This is a genomic window from Salinisphaera sp. SPP-AMP-43, from assembly GCF_049568105.1.
Lineage (GTDB): Bacteria > Pseudomonadota > Gammaproteobacteria > Nevskiales > Salinisphaeraceae > Salinisphaera.
Genome location: NZ_CP145335.1, coordinates 1,498,870 through 1,524,120, shown reverse-complemented (window position 1 = coordinate 1,524,120; position 25,251 = coordinate 1,498,870). Strand labels below are relative to the sequence as shown.

The window sequence follows — 25,251 nt, the reverse complement described above, 5'->3', positions numbered from 1 at the left end:
GAACCGATCGCAGGCGCATCGATCGTAGAATCGGCAGAGAGTAGCCCGCCGGCTGCGCTACCATGCGCAGCATAGAACACTGTCGGCGGGTCAGACCGCCAAAGGATTTTTCGCAATGGCGTATTCGCTCGGTGTGGTGATGGACCCGATCGAGGACATCACTCCCTATAAGGACACGACCCTGGCTCTGCTGCTCGAAGCCCAGCGGCGTGGCTATACGATCCACTATTTCACGATGACCGATCTGTTCGTGGCCGACGGCATCGGCTACGGGCATGCACGCACGATCGAGGTCGCCGACGACAACGACGATTGGTTCACCTATACCGGCGAATCCCAGGTGCTGCGCCTGGCCGATCTGGATACGATCCTGATGCGCAAGGATCCGCCGTTCGACACGGAATACATCTACGCCACCTATATCCTCGAGTTGGCCGAGGACGAAGGCACACTGGTGGTCAACCGCTGCGATGCCCTGCGCGATGTCAACGAAAAGATGGCGATCAACCGCTTTGCTCATCTTTGCGGGCCGACGCTGGTGGCCCGCCGGGCCGATGCCTTTCGGCGCTTCATCGCCGAGCATCGGGACGTCGTGCTCAAGCCACTCGACGGCATGGGCGGCTCGCGTATCTTCCGCGTGACCGAAGGCAACGACAACACCAGCGTGATCCTGGAAGTGCTCACCGAACACGGCACCCAGTTCGCGATGGCCCAGGCCTATTTGCCCGAGATCAAGAACGGCGACAAGCGTATTCTGCTGGTCGACGGCGAGCCGGTCGGCTATGCCCTAGCCCGGATGCCGGCGGCCGGTGAATTACGTGGCAATCTCGCAGCTGGTGGCCGCGGGGTCGGGCGCGAGCTGACGGAGTCCGACCTGCGTATTGCAGGCGAAATCGGCCCTTACGTACGCGATAAGGGGTTGCTGTTCGTGGGCCTCGACGTGATCGGCGAAAATCTCACCGAAATCAACGTCACCAGCCCGACCTGTGTGCGCGAGCTGGAAGCCCAGTTCGATATCAACATCTGTGCCAAGCTCTTCGATGCAATCGAGAAACGGCTTCAAAATCCGACGCCTATCTCCTGAAAGCCAGGGTAACGGGTAATACCACGGACTGCGCCCTCCTTTGCCCCGTGCTAAATATGGATGCAACTTGCAGCCATATTGGGTACGGGGGTGCCTTTCATGCAGCGATCTCATCGTCTGACCGTCGCGGCCGGCGTTTTTACGGCCGTACTGGGTTTGTTATTGGCCATCGAAGGCGGCTGGCTCGCCTGGGTCGGCGGCTCGCCGGCCTATCTGATTGGCGGCCTGGGCTATCTCGTCATTGGCGGACTGCTAATTGCACGCCGCGCGGCCGGATTCTGGCTGAACCTCGGGTTGTTCGCAGCCGCCTTGATCTGGGCCTTCTGGGAAACCGGCTTTTCCCAGCTCACTACGCTGACGGCCCTGCCACGGCTCGATGTGCCGATGCTGATCGCCCTCGTGTTGATGATCCCCTGGGTCTGGCGCGGCCTGGGATCGGCCGCAGTGCCGGCATTGACCGCCGGCACCGCATCGCTTGCGCTGATCGTGGTCGCCATCGCAGTGATGATATCCATGCCTTGGGTACAGCATCCCAACGGCGAAGTCGCCGATAGCGGACCGAACGTCAAACTACCGGCCTCCGACCAGCCGGCTGGCGACTGGCAATTCTATGGCCGTACCGCTGAAGGCAGCCGTTATTCGCCACTCGATCAGATCACACCGGATAACGTCGGCAAGCTGAAGCAAGCCTGGTCGTATCAAAGCGGCGATATGAAATACGCGTATAGCGGCGCCGGCGACAAGAACAAGGATGCCGAGCTGCATGGTTCCGATGCACCCCATTTCGGCGCCGAATCCACGCCGCTGAAAATTGGCAGCACGGTCTATACCTGTACACCCAATGCCTGGGTGGTGGCGCTCGACGCCGATACCGGCAAGCAGAAATGGAAGTTCAAGCCGAACGTCGACGCTTCGAACAACAACTTCGTGAACTGCCGCGGCGTGTCCTACTACAAGGCTGGGCCGGACTATACCGCGGCCGACGGCAGCCAGGCCTGTCAGACCCGCATCATCGCCCCGACTATGGGCCCGTATGTGGTCGCGCTCGATGCCCGTACCGGCAAAAAATGTCCGGGCTTCGGCCAGCACAACGGCATGATCGACCTGACCCAGGGCATCGGCGGCGTCGCCCCCGGCAGCTTGGTACAAACCTCGGCCCCACTGGTGATGCACGGCATCGTCATCACCGGCGGCAACGTGCTCGACAACTGGTTTGTTGGCGAGCCCTCCGGCGTGGTACGTGGTTGGGATGCCGAAACCGGCCAGCTCGAATGGTCCTGGGATCTGGGTCGCGATGATCCGAATGCGCCGCTGGGGCCCGGCGAACACTACACTCGCCATACCCCGAACGTCTGGGGCACGGTCACCGGCGATCCGAAAAACGGCATCATCTATCTGCCGCTCGGCAACGCCACGCCGGACTACTACGGCAAAAATCGACGCCCGTTCGATATGGAATACTCGGGCTCGATCGTGGCGCTCAACGTCGACAACGGCCAAGAGGTATGGCACTTCCAAGAAGCGCATACCGACGTCTGGGACTACGATATGCCAATCGGGCCGTCGCTGGTGCAGTGGCCTAATGGCCACAATGGTTACACGCCGGCACTGGTGTCCACCAACAAGCGCGGCCAGCTGTTCGTGCTCAACCGGCTGACCGGCGAGCCGATCATGCCGATCGAAGAACAGCCCGTGCCCACCGGCCCCGAAAACGGCGTGCTCAGCGATTGGATGTCGAAAACCCAGCCGTTTTCGCCCGATATGCCGCAGTTCACGCCGGCCAAACTCCAGGCCACGGACATGTGGGGCGTCTCGCCATTCGACCAGATGTGGTGCCGAGCCAAGTATCAGCAGGCCTACTATCCGGACAACAATGCGCCGCCGACGCTCCAGGGTACGCTGATGTATCCGACCTTCGACGGCGTGACCGACTGGTACGGGGCCTCGTTCTCGCCGGATGGCCAACTCAATATCGTGGCCAACTACCTGCCGTTCATCGGCAAACTGGTGCCCCGCAAGGAATCCACCGGCAAGGGGCTGATCCAGCAATGGGATGGCCAGGGTGTACCGCCGCTCTGGAAAGGCACCGGACCTTGGAAACCGCAGTACGGTCTGCCCTATGCCATCAAACTGCATCCGTTCATGAGCCCGATCGAAGTGCCGTGTAATGCCCCGCCGTGGGCCACGCTCAACCAGGTCAACCTGGCCCAGCACAAGATCGAGTGGTCGACCCTGCTCGGCGATGCACGCCATACGGCGCCGTTCGGCCTCAAGCACAACCTGCCGCTGCCGTCGAGCTCACCATCGCTGGGTTCTGGCGTTCAGACCGCCGGCGGCGTGACCTTCATCGCCGGCACCGCCGACGATGTGCTGCGTGCCTACGACACGGACACCGGCCAGGTGGTCTGGTCGACCGAGCTACCAGCAGGCGCACAGGCCACGCCGGCGATCTATAGCGGCGATGACGGGCGCGAATATATCGTGCTGACGGTCGGCGGGCATTCGCCGCTCGGCACCAAGCGCGGTGACTATACGATCGCCTGGGCATTGCCGCAGTCGGCAGCGGATCAAGCCGGTCAACACTGACCTCCACCTGGGCGGGGCTCTGCCCTGCCCGGTTTGATCGTCACAGCCGGGTTCGCGGTCGCCAACTGCAGCCCGGCTTTTTATCGAGCGGCGTTGCCTGGGTCCGGTTCGCTGCGAAGATCCGTCGCCAGCCAGCGATCCGGCCCGCGCAATGCGCTTGGCTGTGTCGCAGTCGGTCGCGCCCCAGACTCACACTGCCGCAGAACGCCGCTCTAGGACGAATCGACTCAAAGGCAAGGCAAGGTTGAGTGCGAACCGCTCGGCCATGCTGTGCCATTGCACTCGGCGCGGGCTTGGCGTGCGACTACGCTGGCCGCGGGCGCAACCGCAGTCGGCCCCGAGACAGCTATATTTTATATTTGCCGCCGCCCCCATGCTCGGCCGATAATTCAGGTTATGGACGCAACGTCATTCAAAAACCAACTCCTCCTGGCCATGCCGGGCCGTGTCGAAGGCGAATTCGCCGATAGCGTGATTTTTATCGCTGAACACAACGCCGACGGGGCCATGGGGCTCGTGATCAACAAACCCAGCGACCTTTCGGTCGCCGACATGCTGTCGCAGCTCGACATCGAAGCGCATGTCGATGGCAGCGTGCCGGTGTACTGGGGCGGCCCGGTGCAGTCCGAACGTGGCTTCGTGCTGCACCGCGACGAAGGCGACTGGGAATCGACGCTACATATCGAAGGCGGGCTCGCGATTACCACTTCGCGGGATATCCTGGAAGCGATCGGCAATGGCTTCGGCCCCAGTCACTATCTGATCACTCTCGGCTATGCCGGCTGGGGCGAAGGCCAGATCGAACAGGAAATGCTGGCCAACAGCTGGCTGACGACCCCGGCCGAGCAGTCTATTCTGTTCGAATCGTCGGTCGAGCGCCGCTGGGCCGATGCTGCCAACCTGCTGGGCGTATCCGCGCACCAGCTGTCCGGCCTGGCCGGTCATGCCTGATGCTGCCGTCGTTCTGGGGTTCGACTACGGCAAGCGCCGCGTCGGTATCGCAGTGGGCAGCAGCATTACCGCGACCGCCCAGCCGCTGATCGCGCTCGAACATCACGACGGCGTTCCCGATTGGGATGCGCTGGATAAGCTGGTCGCAGAATGGCGCCCAGGTACACTGATCGTCGGTCTGCCATTAAACGCCGATGGCGCGACCCAGAAGATGACCAATCGAGCACGCAATTTCGCCCAGGAATTATGGGGGCGTTATCGCCTGTCCACGCACACGGTCGATGAGCGATACTCGACGATCGAAGCCGGCGAGCGCTTGAAAGAGGCGCGTGCCTCCGGCAGCCGTGGCCGTCGACTGGCCAAGGGCGATGTCGATGCCATGGCGGCGCAGACCATTTTAGAAAGTTGGCTGCTCGGCCATCTGAATTCTGCAGAGAAGGACACCACATGAGCGATGTCACTGAAAGTTTCGATGTCGATGCCGCGCTGGCTGCCCTTACTGCTCAGGTCGAGCCGTTGATCGCCGAAAACCCCGACGTCGTGGTCGTTGGCGTCGAAACTGGCGGCGCCTGGCTGGGTGAACGCCTGCATGCGCATTTCGAACTCGCCAGCCCCCTGTGTTCGATCAACATCAGTTTCTACCGCGACGATTTTTCGATGGTCGGGCTACATCCGAGCGTCGGCCCCTCGCATATCCCGGCCGATATCGACGGCAAGACCGTTATTCTGGTGGACGACGTGCTCTATACCGGGCGCACGGTACGCGCCGCCCTCAACGAACTGTTCGACTATGGCCGACCGTCGGCGGTCAAACTGGCCGTACTGGTCGACCGGGGCGCGCGCGAGCTGCCGTTTGCACCGGATGCAGTCGGCCTCAAGCTCGATCTGGATCGCGAACGGCAGATCAAGCTGACCGGCCCCGAGCCGCTGCGGCTGACGATGTGCTAGCCCGATGGGAAACGCCTCACATGCGACGGACAGTCTGGCCCAACGCTCAGCATGCCCACCGGCCGCCCTGCTTGCCCGATTGAACCCTCGTCGCTGGCCGGGCGAATATGTCTTTTCCTCGGTTGCAAGCCTGGACGGCATTGAGCCGGCGGAACACATCGCACTCATTCGGGAAACCGAAGGCTGGACACTGATCAGCCAGCGCCGCAGCACAGCGCAGCCTGACGATGCCAACACCCCCTGCTATGCCGCGATCACGCTCGAGGTGAATTCCGCATTGGCCGATATCGGCTTAACTGCAGCGATATCGGATACGCTGGCGACGGCCGGCATTGCCTGCAACGTACTCGCCGGTTTCCACCACGATCATCTATTCGTGCCGATCGAGCGATCCGAACAAGCCCTGGCGCTACTCAACGATCTGCAGCGCACCTATTCGTCTACGCCACACTCCGATCCCGCATGACCGATATCCAGCTCGATGCCGATGGCCAGCTCCGTCATTTGCTGACCACCGAAGGCCTGCCCCGTGCCCTGATCACGCAGATCCTGGATACGGCAGAATCGTTCGTACCCGAGGTGGGCTCGCCGCCCAAGAAGGTGCCGCTACTGCGCGGCAAGACCGTATTCAACCTGTTTTTCGAAAATTCGACCCGGACGCGCACCACATTCGAGCTGGCCGCGAAACGCCTGTCGGCCGATGTTATCAACATGGATGTGGCCACCTCATCGCGCACCAAGGGCGAAGACGATCTCGATACGCTGTATACCCTGCAGGCCATGGGCGCTGATATCTTCGCCGTTCGCCATCCCGACAACGGTGCCGCAGCGCGTTTTGCGGCCAATGCTGCCCCGCATGTGGCCATCATCAACGCCGGCGACGGCAGCCATGCCCATCCGACCCAGGGGCTGCTGGATGTCTTCACCATCCGTCGGCACCGCCCGGACTTCGAAAACCTGCGGGTCGCCATCGTTGGCGACGTCGCTCATTCCCGGGTCGCCCATTCCACGATTCACGCGCTACACACGCTGGGCACCACCGATATCCGTGTGGTGGGCCCCAGCCGCTTCTTGCCCGAAGACGCCGAAGCACTGGGCGTACGGGCGACCACAAATACGGCCGAAGGGCTCGACCAAGCCGATATCGTGATGGGACTGCGCATTCAGCGCGAGCGCATCGAAGGCGATGCGCTGGCCGACGTCGAAGACTATCACCGCGACTTCGGTCTCACGCCAGCCAATCTCGCCCATGCCTCTCGGCAGGCTTTGATCATGCATCCGGGCCCGATCAACCGCGGCGTAGAAATCACCGGCGACGTCGCATATTCCGCGCAGTCGTTAATCCTCGAACAGGTGCGCAACGGCATTGCGATTCGTATGGCCGTCATGGCGATGATCGCCGGCGCGCCGGCTTCGGGCCGGGCCGACAATACCCCCCTGGCCCAGACGTGAACAGCCGCCCGCGCATAGCCGGCCCGACAACGCGGGCCTTGCCGGGCTCTGAATGTCGGCGTCGGTCAAATGTGGCGCTCATGCGCGGATTGACTCAGAATTGCGCGCAGATCTGACTGGCGCCGATTTCTACTTTATGCGCATTGCCTACGTTGTCGATACTTTTCCCAAACGCTCGGAAACCTTCGTTCGCGACGAGGTCGAGTGGCTGGCCCGGCGCGGCCAACTCGATCGCGTCTTTTCGGTCGCGACCGAAGATCAGGCGATCGACGAGATCTCGGCGCCGGTGCGTGATCGTCTACGCCGGATTCCCACCGACCCGCCGGGCCGTATCGAAGCGGCGCTATGCAAGACACGCTGGGCGATGCACCAGCCGGGACTGTTCTGGTCGCGGCTCAACGCTTGGTCGATGAGCCGGGAGTCTTTCACCGAGTTCGTTTACGGGCTGCGGCTGGCGCGCATGCTGCGCGAAGACCCGCCCGATGTGATGCATGTCCACTTCGCCAGCCTAGCTGCCCAAATCGCGCGCTATGCCAGCCGCTTGAGCGGTGTGCCGTTCACGTTCTGTGCCCATCATTACGATATCTTTCATTCGGCGCCGCCGAATTATCCGGTATTGAGCCACGACGCCAGCGCGGTCATCACCATTTCGGACTACAACCGCCGGTATCTGCGCGACCATCACAACGTCGCCGATGCCCGACTGCGGGTCATCCATTGCGGCATCGATTGCCAGCGCTTTCAACGCGCCGAGTCGCCCGAGGCGCAGACCGCAGCGGATCGCCCTCTGCAACTGGTGGCCGTCGGCCGGCTTACGGACGTCAAGGCACACCGCTACATGGTCGAAGCCTGTGCCAAGTTGCGTGACCGGGGCGTGGATTTCGTACTCAACATTATCGGCGAAGGCGACCAGCGAACTGCCCTCGAATCCCAGATCGACACCGCCGGGTTGGCCGATCGAGTGCATTTGCTTGGCGCACAGCCGAGTTCGGTAGTCCGCCGTGAATTGTTCGACGCAGATATTTTCGTCATGTCGAGTCTATCGGAAGGCATTCCGGTCTCGTTGATGGAGGCGATGGCCATGGAGCGCCCCGTGGTCACGACCGGGGTGAAAGGTATCCCGGAACTCGTCTCACATGAAGAAAACGGCCTACTGGTTCCGGTAGAAAATGCCGAGGCGATCGCAGATGCGATCCAGCAGCTGGCCGATGACGACGAACGGCGCCGCCAATTCGGGGCAGCCGGACGCACTAAAGTGCTGCGCGAATTCAACGCCGAGACCGAATACGAACGACTGCTGTCCTTGTGGCGAGAGATCATCGATCCCGAAGCTGCACAAGCTCGGCAGCAAGACGCATAGCGCAACACTTTAAAACTGAAAGGCCCGGCCATTGCGCCGAGGACAGCGCTGGGTGCCGTGCTCGTGCACCAACTGCCCGGCGCATTCGATACGGCAGATTACTGATGACTCAGACAACAAAAAGCAGTGGCCCGCACGCTTCGGACCCGACGGTTTCGGTCGTCATATCAACGCACAATCGCGCCAATTACTTGGCCGAGACGTTCGAAAGCCTATTCGCACAAACCCATCCGGTTACCGAAATCATCGTCGTCAACGATGCTTCCACGGATGAAACCGCAGACGTTCTGGCGCGTTTCAGCGACCGGATCACAGTCGTGAATCTGGCTACCAATCAGGGCAAAGCCGGGGCACTGAATACGATCATTCCCGAAGCCCGAGGCGAGTTCCTCTGGATTTTCGACGACGACGACGTTGCACTGCCGGATGCTTTGGCCCGCCACTTGGCGCTCATTCGGGCCCATCCCGATACCGATTTCACCTTCAGCAGCGCTTATCACACCTCTGATCCAGAAAGCATCTGGAATCGATCGGCTTGGCATGCCAACACCCTGGCCGACATTCCGCCAGAGGCCTTCCTTATCGAAACGCTGCGCAGCATGAACACCCCGATGCAGGGCATGCTGATATCGCGCCAGGCAGTGCTGGACATCGGTATGTTCGATACCGATATGTTCCGCTGCCAAGATCTGGATCTGTTGATTCGGCTGGGCGCGAAATATCGCGGCCGGCAGCTGGACAGCCCGTCCTTCGTGTATCGAGAACATGCCCGTGCACGTGGCGGCGGTCAGAAAACCCATTCCGCCAAGGATCGCTTCCAGATTTCCGACCGATATCGCAAGCAGGTGTTCCGCAAACTGCGAAACATTCTGCCGTTGGACAGCTATTTGCAGCACCTGCCGGCCGATCACGGCTTATTCCCAGCCGCTGCCCGGGATCCGGCAGCGCTGATCCAGCGCGCGACCGTGTTCATGCGCCAAGGGTTGGTTTCCGATGCATTGGTCGATTTCGATCATGCCTTTGGCGATCCGAATGCGCGGTCCATCGATACCGGCTGGATCGCCGATAATCTTTCTACGGCGACCGATGTCGAGCCTTGGATGTTCGAAAGCCGTCGGGCCGTAGTCCAGGGGTTGGCGAACGTACTTGCGCGACACGGCCAGCATGCGCTTGCCCGAGCCGTGGTACGTGGCCTGTTCTGGAGCATGCGCCGCGAGCTCCAGGGCCGTCGATCCCGCCAGGCGGGTACCGCCGGTCTGATGCTGGTTGGTTTCGCGGCCAGCTATGTGCCGTATCGATTGCGTTCGCGCGCCTCCTGAACAGCCGAGTAACTGACTACATTGAGATTTTTAAATCTATTACGGCGCAATAGCCCCAGCGACAAACAACCAAGTGTTCGCGGTGCGTTGGCGTTCTCGACCGCACAACAGTACACCGGTTTTCTGATCACGCTGCCGTCGATCATGATCCTCAGCCGTCTGCTGACGCCCAGCGAAGTCGGTGTGTATTCGGTCTCCATCACGTTCGTCAACATCGTCCATATGTTGCGCGACATGGGCACCAGCGAGTATCTGGTACAGCTCAAGGAAGTCGACAACGACTCGGCGCGTTCGGCATTCACCATCAATCTGATCATTGCCTGGATACTGGCGCTGACGCTGTTTTTCATCAGCCCTTGGTTGGCCACGTTTTTCAACGAAGCCGGTATCGAGCCGGTGTTGAAGATCCTGTCGCTGACGTTTCTGGTTCTACCGATCGGATCGATCATCAACGCGATGCTGGTACGCGAGATGCAGTTCGGTCTGCGTTACAAGATCAACGTCACTCAGCTGCTCGTCCAGAATGGTCTGACCATTGCCCTGGCCTGGTACGGCTTCAGTTACTACAGCCCGGCGTGGGGCGCAGTCGCGGGTATGACGGCCACGGCCTTGGGCTGCCTGTACTGGGCCAGCGAATACCGGATCCGCGGTTTGAGCTTAAAGCAATGGCGCGCCGTCACCGACTTCGGGGTCAAAAAGACATTCGAAACAGTCAGTAAACAGCTGGGGGCCGCTGCCCCCGATTTCGTAATCGGCCGGATGCTGGGCATGGCCCAGGTTGGCCTGTTCAGTCGCGGCCAGGGTCTACCCCGAATGTTTCGCCAGAACATCGTCGGTGCGATCGGGGCCGTATCCTATTCGGCCTATGCGCGTCATTATCGGGAAGGCGGTGATCCCGCCGAGTTGTATCTGCACAAGATCACACTCGTGACCGGTCTGGCATGGGCCTTTCTCGGTTTTGCCTCGCTGTTCGCCTATCCGATCATGATGATATTTTTCGGCAACCAGTGGGTTGAGGCGGTTCCGATTTTGCGATTCATGGCGGTTTTCGCGGCTATTAGCATGAGCATCGTCCAGTATGAAACCCTGCTAACCGCCATCGGCCGCCCCGGCATGGCCGCGATCGTGACCGTCATTCGACAAGGCTTGGTCATTGCCTGCCTGGTCGCAGCAGCCACTGTAAGCATTAATGTCGTAGCCATGGCGCTGGTACCGACAGCTTTCGTATCACTCGTTGTCACGCTGGCTTTTCTCAGCGTTTATACGACGATCACACCGGGACGATATCTTCGAGCCATCAAACCGAGTGCGTGCATAGCCGTCTGTGCTTTGGTCCCGGCGGCTGCGATGCGCTGGATCTATCCGCCCGGCCCTGAGGCGATCTGGGGCCCCTGTTTTGCCGGCGGGCTACTCTGGCTCGCAGGTTATATGCTCGGCATGAGATATTTCGACCATCCGCTGTGGCAGGAAATCAAACCGGTACTGGCGAAACTGCAACCGCAGCGCCAGCGCGCTTCGACCCAAGGCTAGATCGAACCCTGAGCACGGTTATACCGTCGCTTGGGGCGAGCCATCGACCAAGCCCTCGGGACAGCACATGGCGCGGTCGAGGATATCGCCACCGATCAGGCGTTCTTTGGCCGACACCGAGCGCGCTATGCCTGCCGACGACCGATGGAAGACAACATCGGTCGTCGGCGCATTCGTATCGCCCGTGAGACCGAGCAGCTGATAGACCTGTTGTACGACCCGGCCCGGCGTATCGAACAGCGCTTTCGAATTGATTTCCAGATACGACTCGCGCGGCAACGTTTGAAAAAACGACACCACGGCTTCCGTGCTCAGCCGCCATTCGAGCAGGCCGCGATCATAGAAATCGTCACACAGCTCGGGCAAATCTGCCGTCGCCGGATAAAGCGCGGCATAGGCTGCCAGCTGCTGCCATTTATAGTCGTTCGTGCCGAACCAGCCTCCGCGTTCTGCCGCCTGCTGGATCAGTTCGGCCACTTCGAGACCGTTGCGGTACACGTGGATAAACCGGGCCTGCGGAAATACTTCTCGGATCAATGGTAAGCGAAAGCTATTGATCGCTAGTTCTTCGAGCACCGTCGATCGATCGTGCCGAATCGCCTGCACCCGAAACAAACGGCGCAGCCGGCGCGCCCGGGCTGCATTATAGTCCTGGCCATCGAGTGCTATTCGGCCACGGCGCTCGATCGCTTTAGAAGTCCAGATATCGGCCTGCGGAAAAGCCGAGAACCATAGATGACGCGGTTCATCCAGACAGAGAACCTCTGGATGCCGAGATAGAAGACCAGCCAGCGTGCTTTTGCCCGAACGACCGCAGCCGACAACGAACACTGGGCGAGCCAATCCGGATACTGGCAGACGCGAAAACGCCGCCTCAATAAACTTGATACGCCAGCGGTAATAGGTCTCGCGGAGCGCGTCTACACGACATAAAGCCGTCATGCAGCCGAATACAGGCTGGGAAAACGCTGCAGATACCAGTTCTTTTGTACGCCGTCGAGCGCGTTGTAGAGCTCGAAGTCCAGAGCATAGAGTTTTTCGATCACACTATGGCTGAACGCGGTCAGGACCGACGGCGATGTGCGTTCGCCCTTAGTCTTGTTGTGATGGCCGACCGCTGTATTGTCGATCTGCAACAACTCTCCCAATTCGGTACTGAGCCGTTCGAAAGCCAGCAGCCGGTCGACCATGCACAGGCCGTCGCCGGATAACACGTAATCGGCCTGGGGTCGAAAATGGAAGTACTTCAAAACCTGGTTCCGGAACTCTGGATCCTGGTCCAACTGCAGTAAAAACGAGTTGGGTTCGAAACGGCTGACGAAACGGCGCCCGACTTCCCGGTCGATGGGATTGCGCCCCCCCGCGTTCAGATAGTCGAAAGACGATAGAAAACGATCGACTGGATCGCGGATGATGCAGAACTTCAACCAGCGCTGATATTCGAGCGGCGCTAGACCGTGAATCTCGTGCCAAGGGCGATGCCCGACTTTCGCGCCGTACAGCGTGCGCTCTACAGTGGTACCGCCGTTTTTCGGAATATGGATGAAACAATAGCCCGTATCCGAATACCAATACGCCAACCACGGATTGAATCCAGGATGAGCCACTGTATTGAGTGTCTCGAAGGAAGACATCCGCAGTTTGAAATGATCGAGATGATATTCAGCTCGCGCTCTAAGCGAGTTGTTCATGTGCCCGTTACTACCGTCCCCAGTCGTAGCGTCGACGCGGCCCCTACCGGCGTGAACTTACGACCCCTCTCACGAATTTAACGAAATTGTAACTTCGTTATGTTTTCGTTTGATACTACACCGATTCGCTCACGATGCGGAAGAGCCAGCGGCACGGCGCCGATCGATGGGCTCGTTCGTCGGTAGCCTCGTACGGCGGCTTGTTCGATGCCCGTGGTATTAAGCCGTGCTTGCGAAAAATACGTCAAAATGGGTCGTGCACATAGTCGACTCCATGCCGCAAAATTAACGCATACGAATACCGGCTTCCCGATAGGTCGATAGCGGCGAATCTGGCACACTTGCGCTCCGGCTAGGCCAATCAGCGCCATCGGATCAAATCCGAGGTGGGCACAGCCGTCATTCGTTGTACCGATACTTAAAAAAGGCTGCCCGTAAAAGAGTTTCGGCGGCCCCTTCATCGATTCGTACCGTCGTGTACGAGCCACCTCGCTTGAGACGTTTATGCCGCGGAAATTCAGCCCGCTTCGCTTTCTGCGCCGAACCCCTTCGAGCGACTCTCCCCAAAGCGTACGGGGAGCGCTGTTCTTTACTACGATTCAGCAATATACCAATTTCATTGTCAGCTTCGCCTCGATAATGATTTTGAGCCGTCTGCTTACGCCCAAAGAAATCGGCGTTTATTCCGTAGCCCTGACTTTTCTCAACGTCGTACACATGCTGCGCGACCTGGGAACCAGCGACTACCTCGTCCAGGTTCCGGAACTCGATAACGCCACGGCACGTACGGCATTCACGATCAACCTGTGCATTGCCTGGTTTCTTGCGATCGTGCTGTTTTTCGCCAGCCCGCTCCTGGCCGACTTCTTTAGCGAGCCAGGGTTGAGTACGGTACTGCGCATCCTGACGCTGACGTTTTTCCTTTTGCCGATAGGCGCAACCATCAACGCCATTTTGGTGCGCGAGATGGAGTTTGCCCTACGCTTCAAGATCAATCTGTTCCAGGTGTTGGTTCAAAACGGTCTGACCGTGCTTCTGGCCTTCTGCGGCTTTGGCTATTACAGCCTGGCCTGGGGCGCGGTTGCCGGGATGGCGACGGCGGTCTGCGGCTGTCTATTCTGGGCCGGTCATTATCGAATTCGCGGCGTTGGCCTATCGCAGTGGCGCCCGGTGACCCATTTCGGCGTACAGAAAACTGCCGAGACCGTCATGAATCAGCTCGGCGGTGCAGCGCCCGATTTCGTAATCGGCCGCGTTCTGGGGCTTGCCGAAGTCGGCCTGTTCAGTCGGGGCTATGGCTTGGTGCGCATGTTCCGACAAAACGTCATGGGGGCTGTCGCTACGGTGTCTTATTCCACCTTTGCGCGGCTCTATCGCGAAGGCAAGGATGTCAGCGCGCCATACCTGCATAGCATCACCTTGATCACCGGGCTGGGCTGGCCTTTTCTGGCGTTCTCTTCGCTTATGGCCTATCCGGTGATTCATATCTTTTTCGGCGACCAATGGGAGGCTTCGGTACCGATACTACGGTTCATGGCGATCGCCGGGGCGATCGGGCTGACGGTGATTCAGTTCCAAACCCTGCTCACTTCGATCGGCCGGGTCGGGCTATCTTCGCTGTGTACGGCCATCATGCAAAGCGCGACCATTGCCATGCTGGTAGTGACTGCCTTCATTAGTTTGAAAGCCATCGCGATCGGTTTTATCCCTGTCGCATGCGCACAGGCGATCGCGATCGCCACCCTCATCATACGTCTGACGCCGGCAACACCGGCCGCCTATTTACGCGCGCTACTGCCCAGTGCGATCGTCACGCTTGCCGGCCTGCTGCCTACTTTGTGTATACACAATCTGCTGACGCCGGGGCCAGATGCGATATGGTGGCCCACTATCGCCGCGGGCCTGGCCATGCTCAGCGGCTGCCTGATCGCCGGCGCCCTGATCGGCCACCCACTATGGATCGAGCTTCGGGATTTCGTCGTCAAGCGGCTCGGCGCGAACCGCGATCGCGCTCGTGACAACGCCGACCATGCCGTGGATTGAATGGCGTTCGGTCTTGGCCTGGCGTTGTCTCATGAACTAAGGCGGCGCGCCAGATCCCAGTAAACGCGTCGAATTTCGCCTCGCAGCAGCTTACGATAAACCGGCATCATTTCGAGCTCGAGCTCTCGAAGCGCGGTCATTCGCTGCTCCAGCGCTCGGCTGGCTGCCGCATCGGAACGGATTTGCGGCCAAGCTCGAAGCGCCTCATCGGCTTGGCGCATACAGCGATAGTCGACTCGCGTACGAGAACGGCCGACGCTGCGATCGGTGTAGCGATAGCCATACCATGGCAGCACATGGTATCGAGCGCCGGCAGTAAGCGCTGTCACCATTAATAGATAGTCTTCTCCATGCCGATGATTTGCCGGGTAATACAAGTTCCTTTCATCCAGAAAGGCTTTACGAAATACAGGTTTGAGCAGACCAAGATCGGGGGTAGGCAGTAGCGGTCGGCTGCGTACTATGAACTCGGCCAATCCGATCGGCATGGCCAGCTGGTCGATTTCGAAATCCGGGGCTACGGCGCCGTCGTTTCTTATCCAGGTCAAGAGATCGGATACGATATCGATCTGGCCTTCGTTCTCGACGAGAAAGTCACCGATTTTTTCCAGGCGATCTGGCTCGAATGCATCGTCGTCATCAAGAATCGCAATCCAGTCCCCCCGGCACTGGCGGATACCATGATTGCGCGTTGCTGCCGGGCCATGGTTTTCGGCAAGACCAAACACCCGAACGCTGCCATAGCGGTCGGCCAGCCGTTCGGCCACGGTCAACGTTGCATCCGTGGAGGCATCGTCGACTATGACGATTTCCAGCGGCGCTCGCGTTTGCCAGAGCGCCGATTGCACGGCCTCAGCTAGAAAGGCCTCGGCCTGAAAAGCCGCAATGACCACCGAGATACGTGGTTCGTCAGCCATGGCAGAACCTCCCATGCACTGAAATCGGTCCGATATACCACCGCAGCCCCGTGAGGCGCATATTACCGCAGTCGCGGACACAGTCTTTTTGATCGCCGTGGCCACCCACGTGAATCGACGTTGCGATCTCGCCGAGGCAGGCCAAAGGTAGGCAATCTCCCCTCAGGGCTCGTGTCGGCGCAAAGGCCTGCCCACGAATATCGCTGAGCGCGAGCGCCGCATGCTGCACTGCTGCAGGTCGTTGCAACAATATCGAGCGCCGGCGCCCCTGGTCCGTGTTATCCAGATCGAACGGAATGCCAGACCTGACGACCGATGCCACACTCACCGATACCGTCGAACCGGTGTTGTGATTTTTCGAAAACTGCCTAGGGCGATGTTTTTTCGGGTCGATTTCGTCACCGCGGATCGACGCCATACACCGGTCTTTTGAAGTGAACATGATCTCCACCCCGTAGCAGCCTTTTCAGATAAGCGGTAACCCGCGGGTATACCGCAGCAGTATCGATTTCGAGCGCCTCGAGCCCGAACGCGCACAACGCATACCTAATTAATACCGCAAACCCGGCTGCCCTGGGAATACTTTCCATACCGAGATATTTCTGTGTCACGACCCATAATCTGCGCAGTTTTCACAATCGGTCATACATTCGCTTTGCAGTGGAAGCCGCCTGTCGGGCTGGTTTAACAGATCAAAGGCATACCGACCGACCGCTCCCAGACTGGGTACTGCGTTTTCAGCCCAGCTGTCGCGTCTCTTCGATGCCATCTTCGAACGAGTTTATTAGCGTGCGCGACGATGCCCGTTCTACACGGTCAACCGTTTCATCAAACAGCATGACCTCAGTTAAATTTGTCTATGTTGGTCCTATGCTATAACCGAACCGTAACACGGGTTCTATTTTCAATCGCGTAAAATATGGACGCTTATTTAGCGTAGTGACGTATTTAACTGTACTGCAAATAAAAACTCGCATTTTCGAAATAGTGATTGGTTACTGTTTCAAAAATATATTGCGCTCTATCTTTTGAGCAAGGCTGATAGACTCGCACTGCAAGCACATCACGGTTGTCAAAAATAAATCGACGCCATACCACTATCTAGCCCCGGCTACCTAATGATGATAGCCAGGATCCCCGCCGACTAACGAGCGATTGTTATTGATCAGCTCGAAATATGGCCGATATGGCTATGGGGCATACTTTTTTTATTTTTAAATGTGCTTAAAAATTGCCTGAACGTATTTCTACGCCAAGCGTTAAGCCTTTTCAAAATTGTCTGGTCGCTCAATGAATCAACCCAATATTCTCGTCTGTGGTAACCACACCTGCGGTAACCGCGGCGATGCCGCCATCATGCGCGGGCTACTGAACGGATTGGCCGCCGAGCACCCGGACGCCAACATCACGGTAACCAGCCGTTATCCGACCAGTTCCGCTTATATCCTCAAGCGCCCGGTCGTAGCCGACATTTTCAGTGGTTCGGATATCGTGGCGCCCGGGCGCCGCCAGGCCACCCGGCGTCGGATGGTGCCCTGGAGCCTGCTGATGCGCAGTCGGCGAGAGGGACGCTACTACGGCCCGATGCTGCCCAAGGGTGTGCGCGATCGAATCAATCATCTGCGCAACTACGATCTCGTCGTGCAACTCGGCGGCTCGTATTTCATCGATTTGTACGGCTATGGCCATTTCGAGACCGGCTTTGCCGCAATGGCCGCCGATGTTCCTCTGATTTTGGTCGGACATAGTATGGGCCCGGTTCACCGGGGCAAATATCCCATCATGATGCGACATCTACTCAGCCATGCGACCTATGTCGGGCTACGCGAGACCGTATCGCAGGAAATTCTAGAGCAGGCGAAAATGCCGATGGGCCGCGTCGATATCGGCAGCGACAGCGCCTGGAACATCTCCCCGGCCGGCGTAGACTCGGTCGATCCGCGGCGCGATATTTTCAAAGATCCTGAGCGCCCGATCGTTGCGATTACGGCCCGTATGCTGGCGCCGTTCGATGCGTTATTGAACGTGTCGCAGGCACAGTACGAAGCCGCGTTCGCTCATCTGGTCGAGGCGTTGATTGCCGCTGGTTACAACGTTTTGGCGCTGTCCACCTGTACTGGCATCGACAGCTATCACCGCGACGACCGGATGGTGGGTTTGCGTATCGGTGACCGGCTGGAATCGGCCGCCCACTATCATGTCCTGATGGACGAGATCGACGATCTCATGCTCGGCGCCTATCTTCGGGCCTGCGACTTGCTCGTCGCCACGCGGCTGCACAGCGCCATTATCGCCATGAATTTCGGCACCCCGGCAATCGCGCTAGCCTACGAGCACAAATCGACGGGCATATTGCGCGATATGCAACTCAGCGAGCTCAGCGCCGGTATCGACGAGCTGATCGACGGGCGACTGATTCCGCGCGCCCTGTCGGCAGCTGCTGAACGACAGACTCTGGCCGAACGTATTCGCCCGGCCGTCGAAAAAGCCCGGGAACGCGCCCACGGCCTGATTGCGAGCGGCCTGCGGGCCGCCGGATTCTAAGGCGTGTCGTCATAAGAGAGGCCGCCGTATGACGCTCGCCCATTGGGTCGAGCAAGGCACAGGCCGCCGAGCGTAGCAAGGCCCCACGGTTAGGTCATGCAACGCTGACTGGCGCGGTGGGCGGGCATGTATGTCATGACGACACGTCCTAGGCCAATCGGAACCTCGATAAGCGCCTCGCCTGCCGAGCAGCCTCTAATGGGCTGACCGGCAGGCAAGGCACCGGCCAATCAACGCGACTGGCCGAGCTGCACGGTGTGCCTGGACTTGGCGGGTGCTGCCATTAGCCAAAACTGAAAACGGCGCCCGCGGCTCGATGCCAAGTCATCGGCTTGTGGTTACAAAAGACGATACCCAGCGGCTCTACGGTTGAGGCGCAGCGCCACCCGGCTTGCCCGACAGCGCGTTTGAGCGCCTATCACCGGACGTTAGACGGTGCCTAGACCAACGGCGGCTCGCCAGTGGCGCCGCGGTCGTCGGCGTCGTCCGGCTCGATCGATTCCTGATAGGCCTCGACCCGGCTGGCGACCTCTTGGGCGCCCTTGACCCGGGCCACGTGATAGATCGCGTCGCCGGCGTGCGCCAAGGGCAGATAAGACCGACCGATCACGATGCCCGAATGTTCGGCCGTCACCGCGACCTCGGCCGCGCCGAATGGATCGGCGACATAGGCCAGCTCCTGGTTCTCATCGACGTATTCGCCGAGTTCGACCATCGAGCGCATGATTCCGGACTCCGGCGCCCGCTGCCAGGAAGAATCCTCTGCAACCACCGGCTTGGGCGGATGCTTGGTGCTCTTGCGACGCGGCAACATGCCCAGATGCCGCATGACGCCGCGGATGCCGCGCACTCCGGCTCGAATCGAAAACTCATCGAAGCGCAGCGCTTCGCCGGCTTCGTAGAGCAGCAACGGGATGCCCTTGCGATCGGCATACTCGCGCAGCGAGCCTTCGCGCATCGATGCATCGATCAGCAATGGACAACCAAAGGCATCGGCCATGGCGCGCACGCTCGGCTGTGACAGATCGGCCCGGATTTGCGGCAGATTCGCGCGATGGATGGCCCCGGTATGCAGATCGATGCCGTAGTCGGAGTGCATCATGATCTCGTCGATGAACACCTTGGCCAGACGTCCGGCCACCGAACCATGGGCACTGCCCGGAAACGACCGGTTGAGATCCCGTCGATCCGGCAGGTAACGCGAATTGCGCAGGAAGCCGTGTACGTTGACGATCGGCACCGCAATCAATGTGCCCCGAAGCTGCTTCAGCTCGGGAAGTCGCAGCAGCCGGCGGATAATCTCCACTCCGTTGAGTTCATCACCGTGCACGGCCGCCGAAATGAACAAGGTCGGCCCCGGCTTGCGGCTGCGGATCACATTGACCGGCATGGTCAATTTCGCATGTGTATACAGATCGGCGACCGGGATATCGATACTGACGTTTTCGCCGGGCTCAACGGCCTGCCCTGCGATCTCGAGCGGCTCGGGCCGCTTTCGATTTCTTTGGTTCTTCTTATCACTCATGAAAGACGGCTCAGTATTCGTTTCGTCCCGACGTGGGCCGTCGGTGTGTTCAATGCTCTTGCAGGGCGCCCGATGTCCGCCCCGAATACCGACCCTGCCCTTAGCCAGGCCTGACACTCGGTCTTCGGCCTTCCTGCCCGCCATCGCAGCCCGGTAGTAAACCCAACGGCCATCGATCGCTGGCGTATCGGTCGGTAGGACGCACGCCCGTGCCCGGCACCGACGGTCGCGCGATCAGGCCGCCCCTACGGCAGAGCGCCCCAGGCCGACCGTGGCTTTAGGCCATGCGAGACAGCCGGGGCGGGTCCGCGATGTCTTCCACCGCAGGGCATTGCCGCGACAGGCGGCCAACGAACTCAGCATCGGGCGACGTTCGGCCGGTTCGATCAACCGACGCCGCGGGTCCGGGTCTTGCCACGCTTCGAGTAGCTTTCGATAAAGCCGATAATCTGGCCGGCAATATCCTTGTTGGTTGCCCCTTCGATGCCTTCCAGGCCTGGCGAGGAATTGACTTCCATGACTACCGGGCCGTGGTTCGAGCGCAGCAGATCCACACCGGCCACGTTCAGCCCCATGATCTTGGCAGCGCGTACCGCGGTCGAGCGCTCTTCCGGGGTAATCTTGACCACGCTGGCCGAGCCGCCGCGATGCAGATTGGAACGAAAATCGCCTTCCTTACCCTGGCGCTTCATCGAGGCCACGACCTTGTCGCCGATAACGAAACAGCGAATATCTGCGCCTTTGGCTTCCTTGACGTATTCCTGCACCAAGAAGTGGGCATCCAGCCCGCGGAACGCATCGATCACCGATTCGGCCGCACCCCGGGTTTCGGTGAGCACCACCCCCTTACCCTGGGTGCCCTCGGTCAGCTTGATGACGTACGAATTGCCGCCCACCAGATCGAGCAGATCGTCGGTATCGTCCGGCGAGTGAGCAAAACCGGTGACCGGCAGGCCAATGCCCTTGCGCGAAAGCAGCTGCATCGAGCGCAGCTTGTCGCGCGAGCGCGAGATCGCAACCGATTCGTTGAGCGGATAGACGCCGATCATCTCGAACTGACGCAACACCGCCGTCGCATAGAAGGTGATCGAAGCACCAATGCGAGGAATGACCGCATCGATCCCCTCGAGCCGTTTGCCTTTGTAGTGGATCTCCGGGGCATGCGGCACGATATTCATATAGCAGCGCAGTGGATCGACCACCATCACTTCGTGCCCTCGCCCTTTAGCTGCCTCGATCAGACGCCGTGTGGAATAGAGGTTCTTGTTGCGAGACATGATCGCGATCTGCATGGGTCTACCCTCGGCGTCGATAAGCTTGTGCGCACGTCCGCGCACCGGTGTCCGGATGACGAGTGCCCCTGCTCGGTCCGCACCCACCCGACCATATGCATGGATCGGGCCGGGTTCTAGGGCTGACCGGTCAGAAACGAAGCCGTTGGATCGACCCGCACGGCCGCCATGGCCGTACGTCCGACAAGCATCCGGAATAGCATTGTATCGCGGGCTGTCAGCGTAATCTCGACTGTCCACCGGCGTGCGCCCATGGCCAGGTCGGTGGCGATTACATAACGCCATTCGCGATGGCCACCAGAATCGCGCACATTGCGCTCATCCACAATGGGCGCCTGACACCAAACCACGCGATCGGTGTCGCCCTGATAGGGGTGAACGCCGAACCGGGCGATACGTTCGCCGCGCTCGTGCCCGGTATCCAGCGAGAACGTATGCAGCGCCGAAGTTCGGGCCCCGGTATCGATCTTGGCCTTGATCGCGTCGATGCCCAGATCCGGCAAGCTGACCCATTCACGCCAACCGATCACGGTTTTGTCGGACATGGATTGTTGATGATCGCTCATGGGGTAACAGCCTATAAATCAATGCCGGGCAAAAGCCAGACGGCTCTGCAGATTGTCTCGCGAGTCGGCCTGGTCCAGTGCTTCGTCGATGGTAATGCGGTTCGCCTTGACCAACCGCAGCAGCGAATCGTCGAAGGTAACGGCGCCGCTGGCCGGATCGGCTTCGGCCAGCGCTTCGGCGACCTTGTCGATCCGGCCGTTGAGAATCAAATCGGCAATATACGCGGTGTTGAGCAGTACTTCGTAAACTGCGACCCGGCCTCCCTCGCGGCCAGCAACCAAGCGCTGCGAGACAATCGCGCGCAGATTCAGCGACAGATCCATATACAACGAATCGCGCTGCCACTCGGGGAATAGCGCCACCAGCCGCTGCAGACACTGATAGGCATTCGCCGCATGCATGGTCGCCATGGTCAGATGCCCGGTGCCGGCCAGCTGCAGACAGGCGTCGGCGGTTTCCAGATCGCGCACCTCGCCTACCTGCACCATATCCGGTGCTTCGCGCATGGCCGAACGCAGTGCCCGCGCGAAACTGCGGGTGTCGGCACCCAGTTCGCGCTGGTTGACGATCGAGCGCTTGTGGCGATGCATGAACTCCACCGGGTCCTCGATGGTCAGGATATGTCCGGCCGCGTTTTCATTGCGGTGGTTGATCATCGCGGCCTGGGTCGTGGACTTGCCCGACCCGGTCGCCCCGACTACCAGCACCAAGCCGCGCTTTTGCATCGCCAGCCGCTTGAGCACGTCCGGCATGTCGAAATCCGCAAACGTGGGCACCTTGCCAATATTACGTAGAACCATCGCCACCGAGCCGCGCTGACGAAATACATTGACGCGAAACCGGCCGACCGTGCCAAAACGAAACGCGAAATCGAGTTCGCGCTCGGCCGCGAACTCGGCCTGCTGGGCCTCGCTCATTTGCGCCAGTGCCAGCGCCTCGATCACCGACGGCGTGAGCGTCGCGCCCTCGGCTGCCTTGATCGGATAGATCAGGCCATTCACCCGCAGCATGACCGGCGCATGGGTGGTGAAGTAAATATCCGATGCGCCCTTGTCGATAGCCAGCTGCAAATACGGTTCGATGCGCAGATTATCGCCCACGGTGCGGCCCCTGTTTGGAGTACGGATCGTCTGCACCGTCGTCTTGATCTTGTTCCATCGACAGCGAGCGTACTGTCGGGTCCCGGGACAGATCGGTCTGGGTGCGTTTGCTGTTGAGCTTGATGTTCAGACGCAGCTCGTTCTGCGAATCGGCATGCCGCAATGCTTCGCTGAAATCGATCACCCCGGCTTCGAATAGTTCGAACAGATGCTGATCGAAGGTCTGCATACCCAGCTCGGTGCCGCGCGTCATGGCATCGCGCAACTCGGCGACCTTGCCTTTGAAGATCAGATCCGAAACCAGCGGCGTACTCAGCAGGATCTCCACTGCCGCAGCCCGGCCACCGCCGACCCGGCGCACCAGCCGCTGCGAGACGATCGCGCGCATATTCAGCGACAGATCCATCAACACCTGTTCGCGTTTGCCCTCGTCGAAGAAATTGATCACCCGATCGAGCGCTTGATTGGCGTTGTTGGCATGCAGCGTACACAGCACCAGATGCCCGGTTTCGGCGAAGTTCAACGCGTACTCCATGGTTTCGCGAGTACGCACCTCGCCGACCAGGATCACGTTCGGCGCCTGGCGCAGCGTGTTTTTCAGCGCGTTGTCCCAGGATTGGGTATCTACTCCGACTTCGCGCTGAGTCACGATCGACTGACGATGCGGATGCACGAATTCGATCGGATCCTCAATCGTGATGATGTGTCCGGCCGAGTTCGCATTGCGATGGCCGAGCATAGCCGCCAGTGAAGTAGATTTCCCCGAACCGGTCGCGCCAACGAAAATTACCAGCCCGCGCTCGGCCATCACGATGTCCTTGAGAATCGACGGCAACCCCAGGGTGTCGAACTCCGGGATCTCGGTGTTGATCACCCGGATCACCGCGCCGACCCGGCCCTGCTGGATGAACGCCGATACGCGAAAACGTCCCGACACCGGCGAAATCGCGAACTGGGCCTCCTTGAATTCGTCGAACTCCCGGGCCTGGCGATCGTTCATGAGCGAGCGCACCATCAGCGCCGACTGCTCGTCGGTCAGCGGGCGTTCCATGAGCGGTGTGAGCTGGCCGTCTTTTTTGATCGCTGGCGCAAACCCGGCAGTAATGAACAGATCCGAGCCGCCTTCGGCGATCAATCGTTCGAGCAAGACGGTCACGAGTTTGGTGGCCTGGGCGCGATCCATAGCGTTCCCCTTTTAGCGCCGATTCATTCGCGGTAGGCGTCTAGCATCCACGCAGCCGGCTGCGAGCCGGCGCAATGGCTCGGCTGCGGCGCAGTTTCGAGCAGCCAACCCTAGACCGCGTCCTTGTTGGCAGCCTTGTAAGCCGCCTCGTCGCGGCTGACCACCCCGCGCTGCACCAACCGCTGCAGACACTGATCCAGCGTCTGCATGCCGGCCTGCTGGCCGGTTTGGATCGCCGAGTACATCTGCGCGATCTTGCCCTCGCGGATTAGATTTCGAATGGCCGGCGTACCCATCATGATTTCGTGTGCCGCCATCCGTCCGCCCGACAGCTTTTTGAGCAGCGCCTGCGAAATCACCGCTCGCAGCGATTCCGACAGCATCGCACGGACCATGTTTTTTTCTTCACCCGGAAACACGTCGATAATGCGGTCGATGGTCTTGGCCGCCGACGAGGTATGCAGGGTGCCAAACACCAGATGCCCGGTTTCGGCCGCGGTCAAGGCCAGGCGAATGGTTTCGATATCGCGCAGCTCACCGACCAGGATGGTATCCGGGTCCTCGCGCAGGGCCGAGCGCAGCGCTGCATTGAACGACAACGTATCGCGCGAGACTTCGCGCTGGTTGATCAAGCATTTACGCGAACTGTGCACGAACTCGATCGGGTCCTCGACAGTCAGGATATGGCCGAGCTCGTGTTCGTTCTTGTGATTGATCATCGCCGCCAGCGTGGTCGACTTGCCGGAGCCGGTCGGCCCGGTAACCAGCACCAGCCCGCGCGGCAGCGCCGCGATATCGCGAAAGATCGGCGGCGCCTCCAGGTCTTCCAGCGACAGCACCTCGGAAGGGATGTTGCGAAACACAGCCGCCGCACCGCGATTCTGGTTAAAGGCATTCACCCGAAAACGGGCCAGGCCCGGAATCTCGAACGAAAAATCTGTTTCCAGATGCTCTTCGAAATCGCGCCGTTGGCGATCGGTCATGATGTCGTAGATCAGGTCGAAGACTTCTTTGTCTGCCATCGCCGGCAGATTGATTCGCCGCACATCGCCGTCGACCCGAATCATCGGCGGCAACCCTGCCGACAGATGCAGATCGGAGGCGCCCTGTTTAACCGAGAACGCCAACAGCTGCGAGATATCCATGCACTACTCCCCGA

The 25,251-nt window shown here is 59.9% G+C and carries 22 protein-coding genes; 12 read left to right on the top strand and 10 right to left on the bottom strand.

The features are described from left to right. The first annotated feature begins 115 nt into the window (after positions 1 to 115). The 10 genes from gshB to V5738_RS06405 all read left to right on the top strand — a co-directional run bounded on the left by gshB (position 116) and on the right by V5738_RS06405 (position 11,230). Positions 116 to 1,084: a glutathione synthase gene (gshB, locus tag V5738_RS06450; RefSeq protein WP_423823603.1), complete on the top strand. Its 969-nt coding sequence runs from the start codon at positions 116 to 118 to the stop codon at positions 1,082 to 1,084. Between the two features lie 99 nt (positions 1,085 to 1,183). Next, positions 1,184 to 3,670 (top strand): membrane-bound PQQ-dependent dehydrogenase, glucose/quinate/shikimate family, encoded by a 2,487-nt coding sequence (locus V5738_RS06445; RefSeq protein WP_423823602.1) that lies wholly within the window; start codon positions 1,184 to 1,186, stop codon positions 3,668 to 3,670. A 396-nt stretch (positions 3,671 to 4,066) separates the two neighbouring features. Then, positions 4,067 to 4,621, top strand: coding sequence for a YqgE/AlgH family protein (locus tag V5738_RS06440; protein WP_423823601.1), 555 nt, complete (start codon positions 4,067 to 4,069; stop codon positions 4,619 to 4,621). Then, positions 4,614 to 5,072 (top strand): Holliday junction resolvase RuvX, encoded by a 459-nt coding sequence (gene ruvX / locus V5738_RS06435; protein ID WP_423823600.1) that lies wholly within the window; start codon positions 4,614 to 4,616, stop codon positions 5,070 to 5,072. The genes V5738_RS06440 and ruvX overlap by 8 nt, the downstream gene beginning before the upstream one ends. Beyond that, a complete protein-coding gene (gene pyrR / locus V5738_RS06430; protein ID WP_423823599.1) occupies positions 5,069 to 5,569 on the top strand; it encodes a bifunctional pyr operon transcriptional regulator/uracil phosphoribosyltransferase PyrR in 501 nt (166 codons plus the stop codon). The genes ruvX and pyrR overlap by 4 nt, the downstream gene beginning before the upstream one ends. 79 nt (positions 5,570 to 5,648) lie before the next feature. Then, the gene (locus V5738_RS06425; RefSeq protein ID WP_423823598.1) at positions 5,649 to 6,035 is read left to right on the top strand and encodes an ACT domain-containing protein; all 387 of its coding nucleotides are present in this window, start codon (positions 5,649 to 5,651) and stop codon (positions 6,033 to 6,035) included. Further along, positions 6,032 to 7,021, top strand: coding sequence for an aspartate carbamoyltransferase catalytic subunit (locus tag V5738_RS06420; protein ID WP_423823597.1), 990 nt, complete (start codon positions 6,032 to 6,034; stop codon positions 7,019 to 7,021). Before V5738_RS06425 ends, V5738_RS06420 begins: the two co-directional genes overlap by 4 nt. 136 nt (positions 7,022 to 7,157) lie before the next feature. Further along, positions 7,158 to 8,381 carry a glycosyltransferase family 4 protein gene (locus V5738_RS06415; protein WP_423823596.1) on the top strand — a complete coding sequence of 408 codons (1,224 nt, stop codon included), beginning with the start codon at positions 7,158 to 7,160 and terminating at the stop codon, positions 8,379 to 8,381. A gap of 104 nt (positions 8,382 to 8,485) precedes the next feature. After that, entirely contained in the window at positions 8,486 to 9,700 is a 1,215-nt protein-coding gene (locus tag V5738_RS06410; RefSeq protein ID WP_423823595.1) for a glycosyltransferase family 2 protein, read from the top strand. Between the two features lie 87 nt (positions 9,701 to 9,787). After that, positions 9,788 to 11,230 carry a lipopolysaccharide biosynthesis protein gene (locus V5738_RS06405; protein WP_423823594.1) on the top strand — a complete coding sequence of 481 codons (1,443 nt, stop codon included), beginning with the start codon at positions 9,788 to 9,790 and terminating at the stop codon, positions 11,228 to 11,230. An 18-nt stretch (positions 11,231 to 11,248) separates the two neighbouring features. Here the strand turns inward: V5738_RS06405 and V5738_RS06400 are convergent, their stop codons facing one another. After that, on the bottom strand, positions 11,249 to 12,172 hold the full coding sequence (locus V5738_RS06400; protein WP_423823593.1) for a sulfotransferase: 924 nt from the start codon (positions 12,170 to 12,172) through the stop codon (positions 11,249 to 11,251). Continuing rightward, a complete protein-coding gene (locus tag V5738_RS06395; RefSeq protein WP_423823592.1) occupies positions 12,169 to 12,921 on the bottom strand; it encodes a sulfotransferase family 2 domain-containing protein in 753 nt (250 codons plus the stop codon). Before V5738_RS06395 ends, V5738_RS06400 begins: the two co-directional genes overlap by 4 nt. Before the next feature lie 645 nt (positions 12,922 to 13,566). Between V5738_RS06395 and V5738_RS06390 the strand changes: the two genes are divergently transcribed. Continuing rightward, positions 13,567 to 14,964 (top strand): lipopolysaccharide biosynthesis protein, encoded by a 1,398-nt coding sequence (locus V5738_RS06390; protein ID WP_423823591.1) that lies wholly within the window; start codon positions 13,567 to 13,569, stop codon positions 14,962 to 14,964. A gap of 29 nt (positions 14,965 to 14,993) precedes the next feature. Here V5738_RS06390 and V5738_RS06385 read toward each other — a convergent pair whose 3' ends face one another. Beyond that, positions 14,994 to 15,881, bottom strand: coding sequence for a glycosyltransferase family 2 protein (locus V5738_RS06385; protein ID WP_423823590.1), 888 nt, complete (start codon positions 15,879 to 15,881; stop codon positions 14,994 to 14,996). Beyond that, positions 15,874 to 16,323: a hypothetical protein gene (locus V5738_RS06380; RefSeq protein WP_423823589.1), complete on the bottom strand. Its 450-nt coding sequence runs from the start codon at positions 16,321 to 16,323 to the stop codon at positions 15,874 to 15,876. Before V5738_RS06380 ends, V5738_RS06385 begins: the two co-directional genes overlap by 8 nt. 848 nt (positions 16,324 to 17,171) lie before the next feature. Between V5738_RS06380 and V5738_RS06375 the strand changes: the two genes are divergently transcribed. Then, on the top strand, positions 17,172 to 18,425 hold the full coding sequence (locus tag V5738_RS06375; RefSeq protein WP_423823587.1) for a polysaccharide pyruvyl transferase family protein: 1,254 nt from the start codon (positions 17,172 to 17,174) through the stop codon (positions 18,423 to 18,425). A 439-nt stretch (positions 18,426 to 18,864) separates the two neighbouring features. Here the strand turns inward: V5738_RS06375 and V5738_RS06370 are convergent, their stop codons facing one another. From V5738_RS06370 to V5738_RS06345, 6 genes are all read right to left on the bottom strand, one after another. Continuing rightward, the gene (locus V5738_RS06370; protein ID WP_423823586.1) at positions 18,865 to 19,950 is read right to left on the bottom strand and encodes a succinylglutamate desuccinylase/aspartoacylase family protein; all 1,086 of its coding nucleotides are present in this window, start codon (positions 19,948 to 19,950) and stop codon (positions 18,865 to 18,867) included. Positions 19,951 to 20,336: 386 nt separating this feature from the next. Then, on the bottom strand, positions 20,337 to 21,242 hold the full coding sequence (gene rimK / locus V5738_RS06365; RefSeq protein ID WP_423823585.1) for a 30S ribosomal protein S6--L-glutamate ligase: 906 nt from the start codon (positions 21,240 to 21,242) through the stop codon (positions 20,337 to 20,339). 116 nt (positions 21,243 to 21,358) lie between these two features. Continuing rightward, complete coding sequence (locus V5738_RS06360; RefSeq protein WP_423823584.1) at positions 21,359 to 21,808, bottom strand: ATP-dependent zinc protease; 450 nt, start codon at positions 21,806 to 21,808, stop codon at positions 21,359 to 21,361. Between the two features lie 18 nt (positions 21,809 to 21,826). Continuing rightward, positions 21,827 to 22,909, bottom strand: a complete 1,083-nt coding sequence (locus V5738_RS06355; RefSeq protein WP_423823582.1) for a PilT/PilU family type 4a pilus ATPase — start codon at positions 22,907 to 22,909, stop codon at positions 21,827 to 21,829. Further along, on the bottom strand, positions 22,899 to 24,092 hold the full coding sequence (locus tag V5738_RS06350; RefSeq protein WP_423823581.1) for a PilT/PilU family type 4a pilus ATPase: 1,194 nt from the start codon (positions 24,090 to 24,092) through the stop codon (positions 22,899 to 22,901). Before V5738_RS06350 ends, V5738_RS06355 begins: the two co-directional genes overlap by 11 nt. A 110-nt stretch (positions 24,093 to 24,202) precedes the next feature. Continuing rightward, positions 24,203 to 25,237 (bottom strand): type IV pilus twitching motility protein PilT, encoded by a 1,035-nt coding sequence (locus V5738_RS06345; RefSeq protein WP_423823580.1) that lies wholly within the window; start codon positions 25,235 to 25,237, stop codon positions 24,203 to 24,205. Between the last annotated feature and the right edge of the window lie 14 nt (positions 25,238 to 25,251).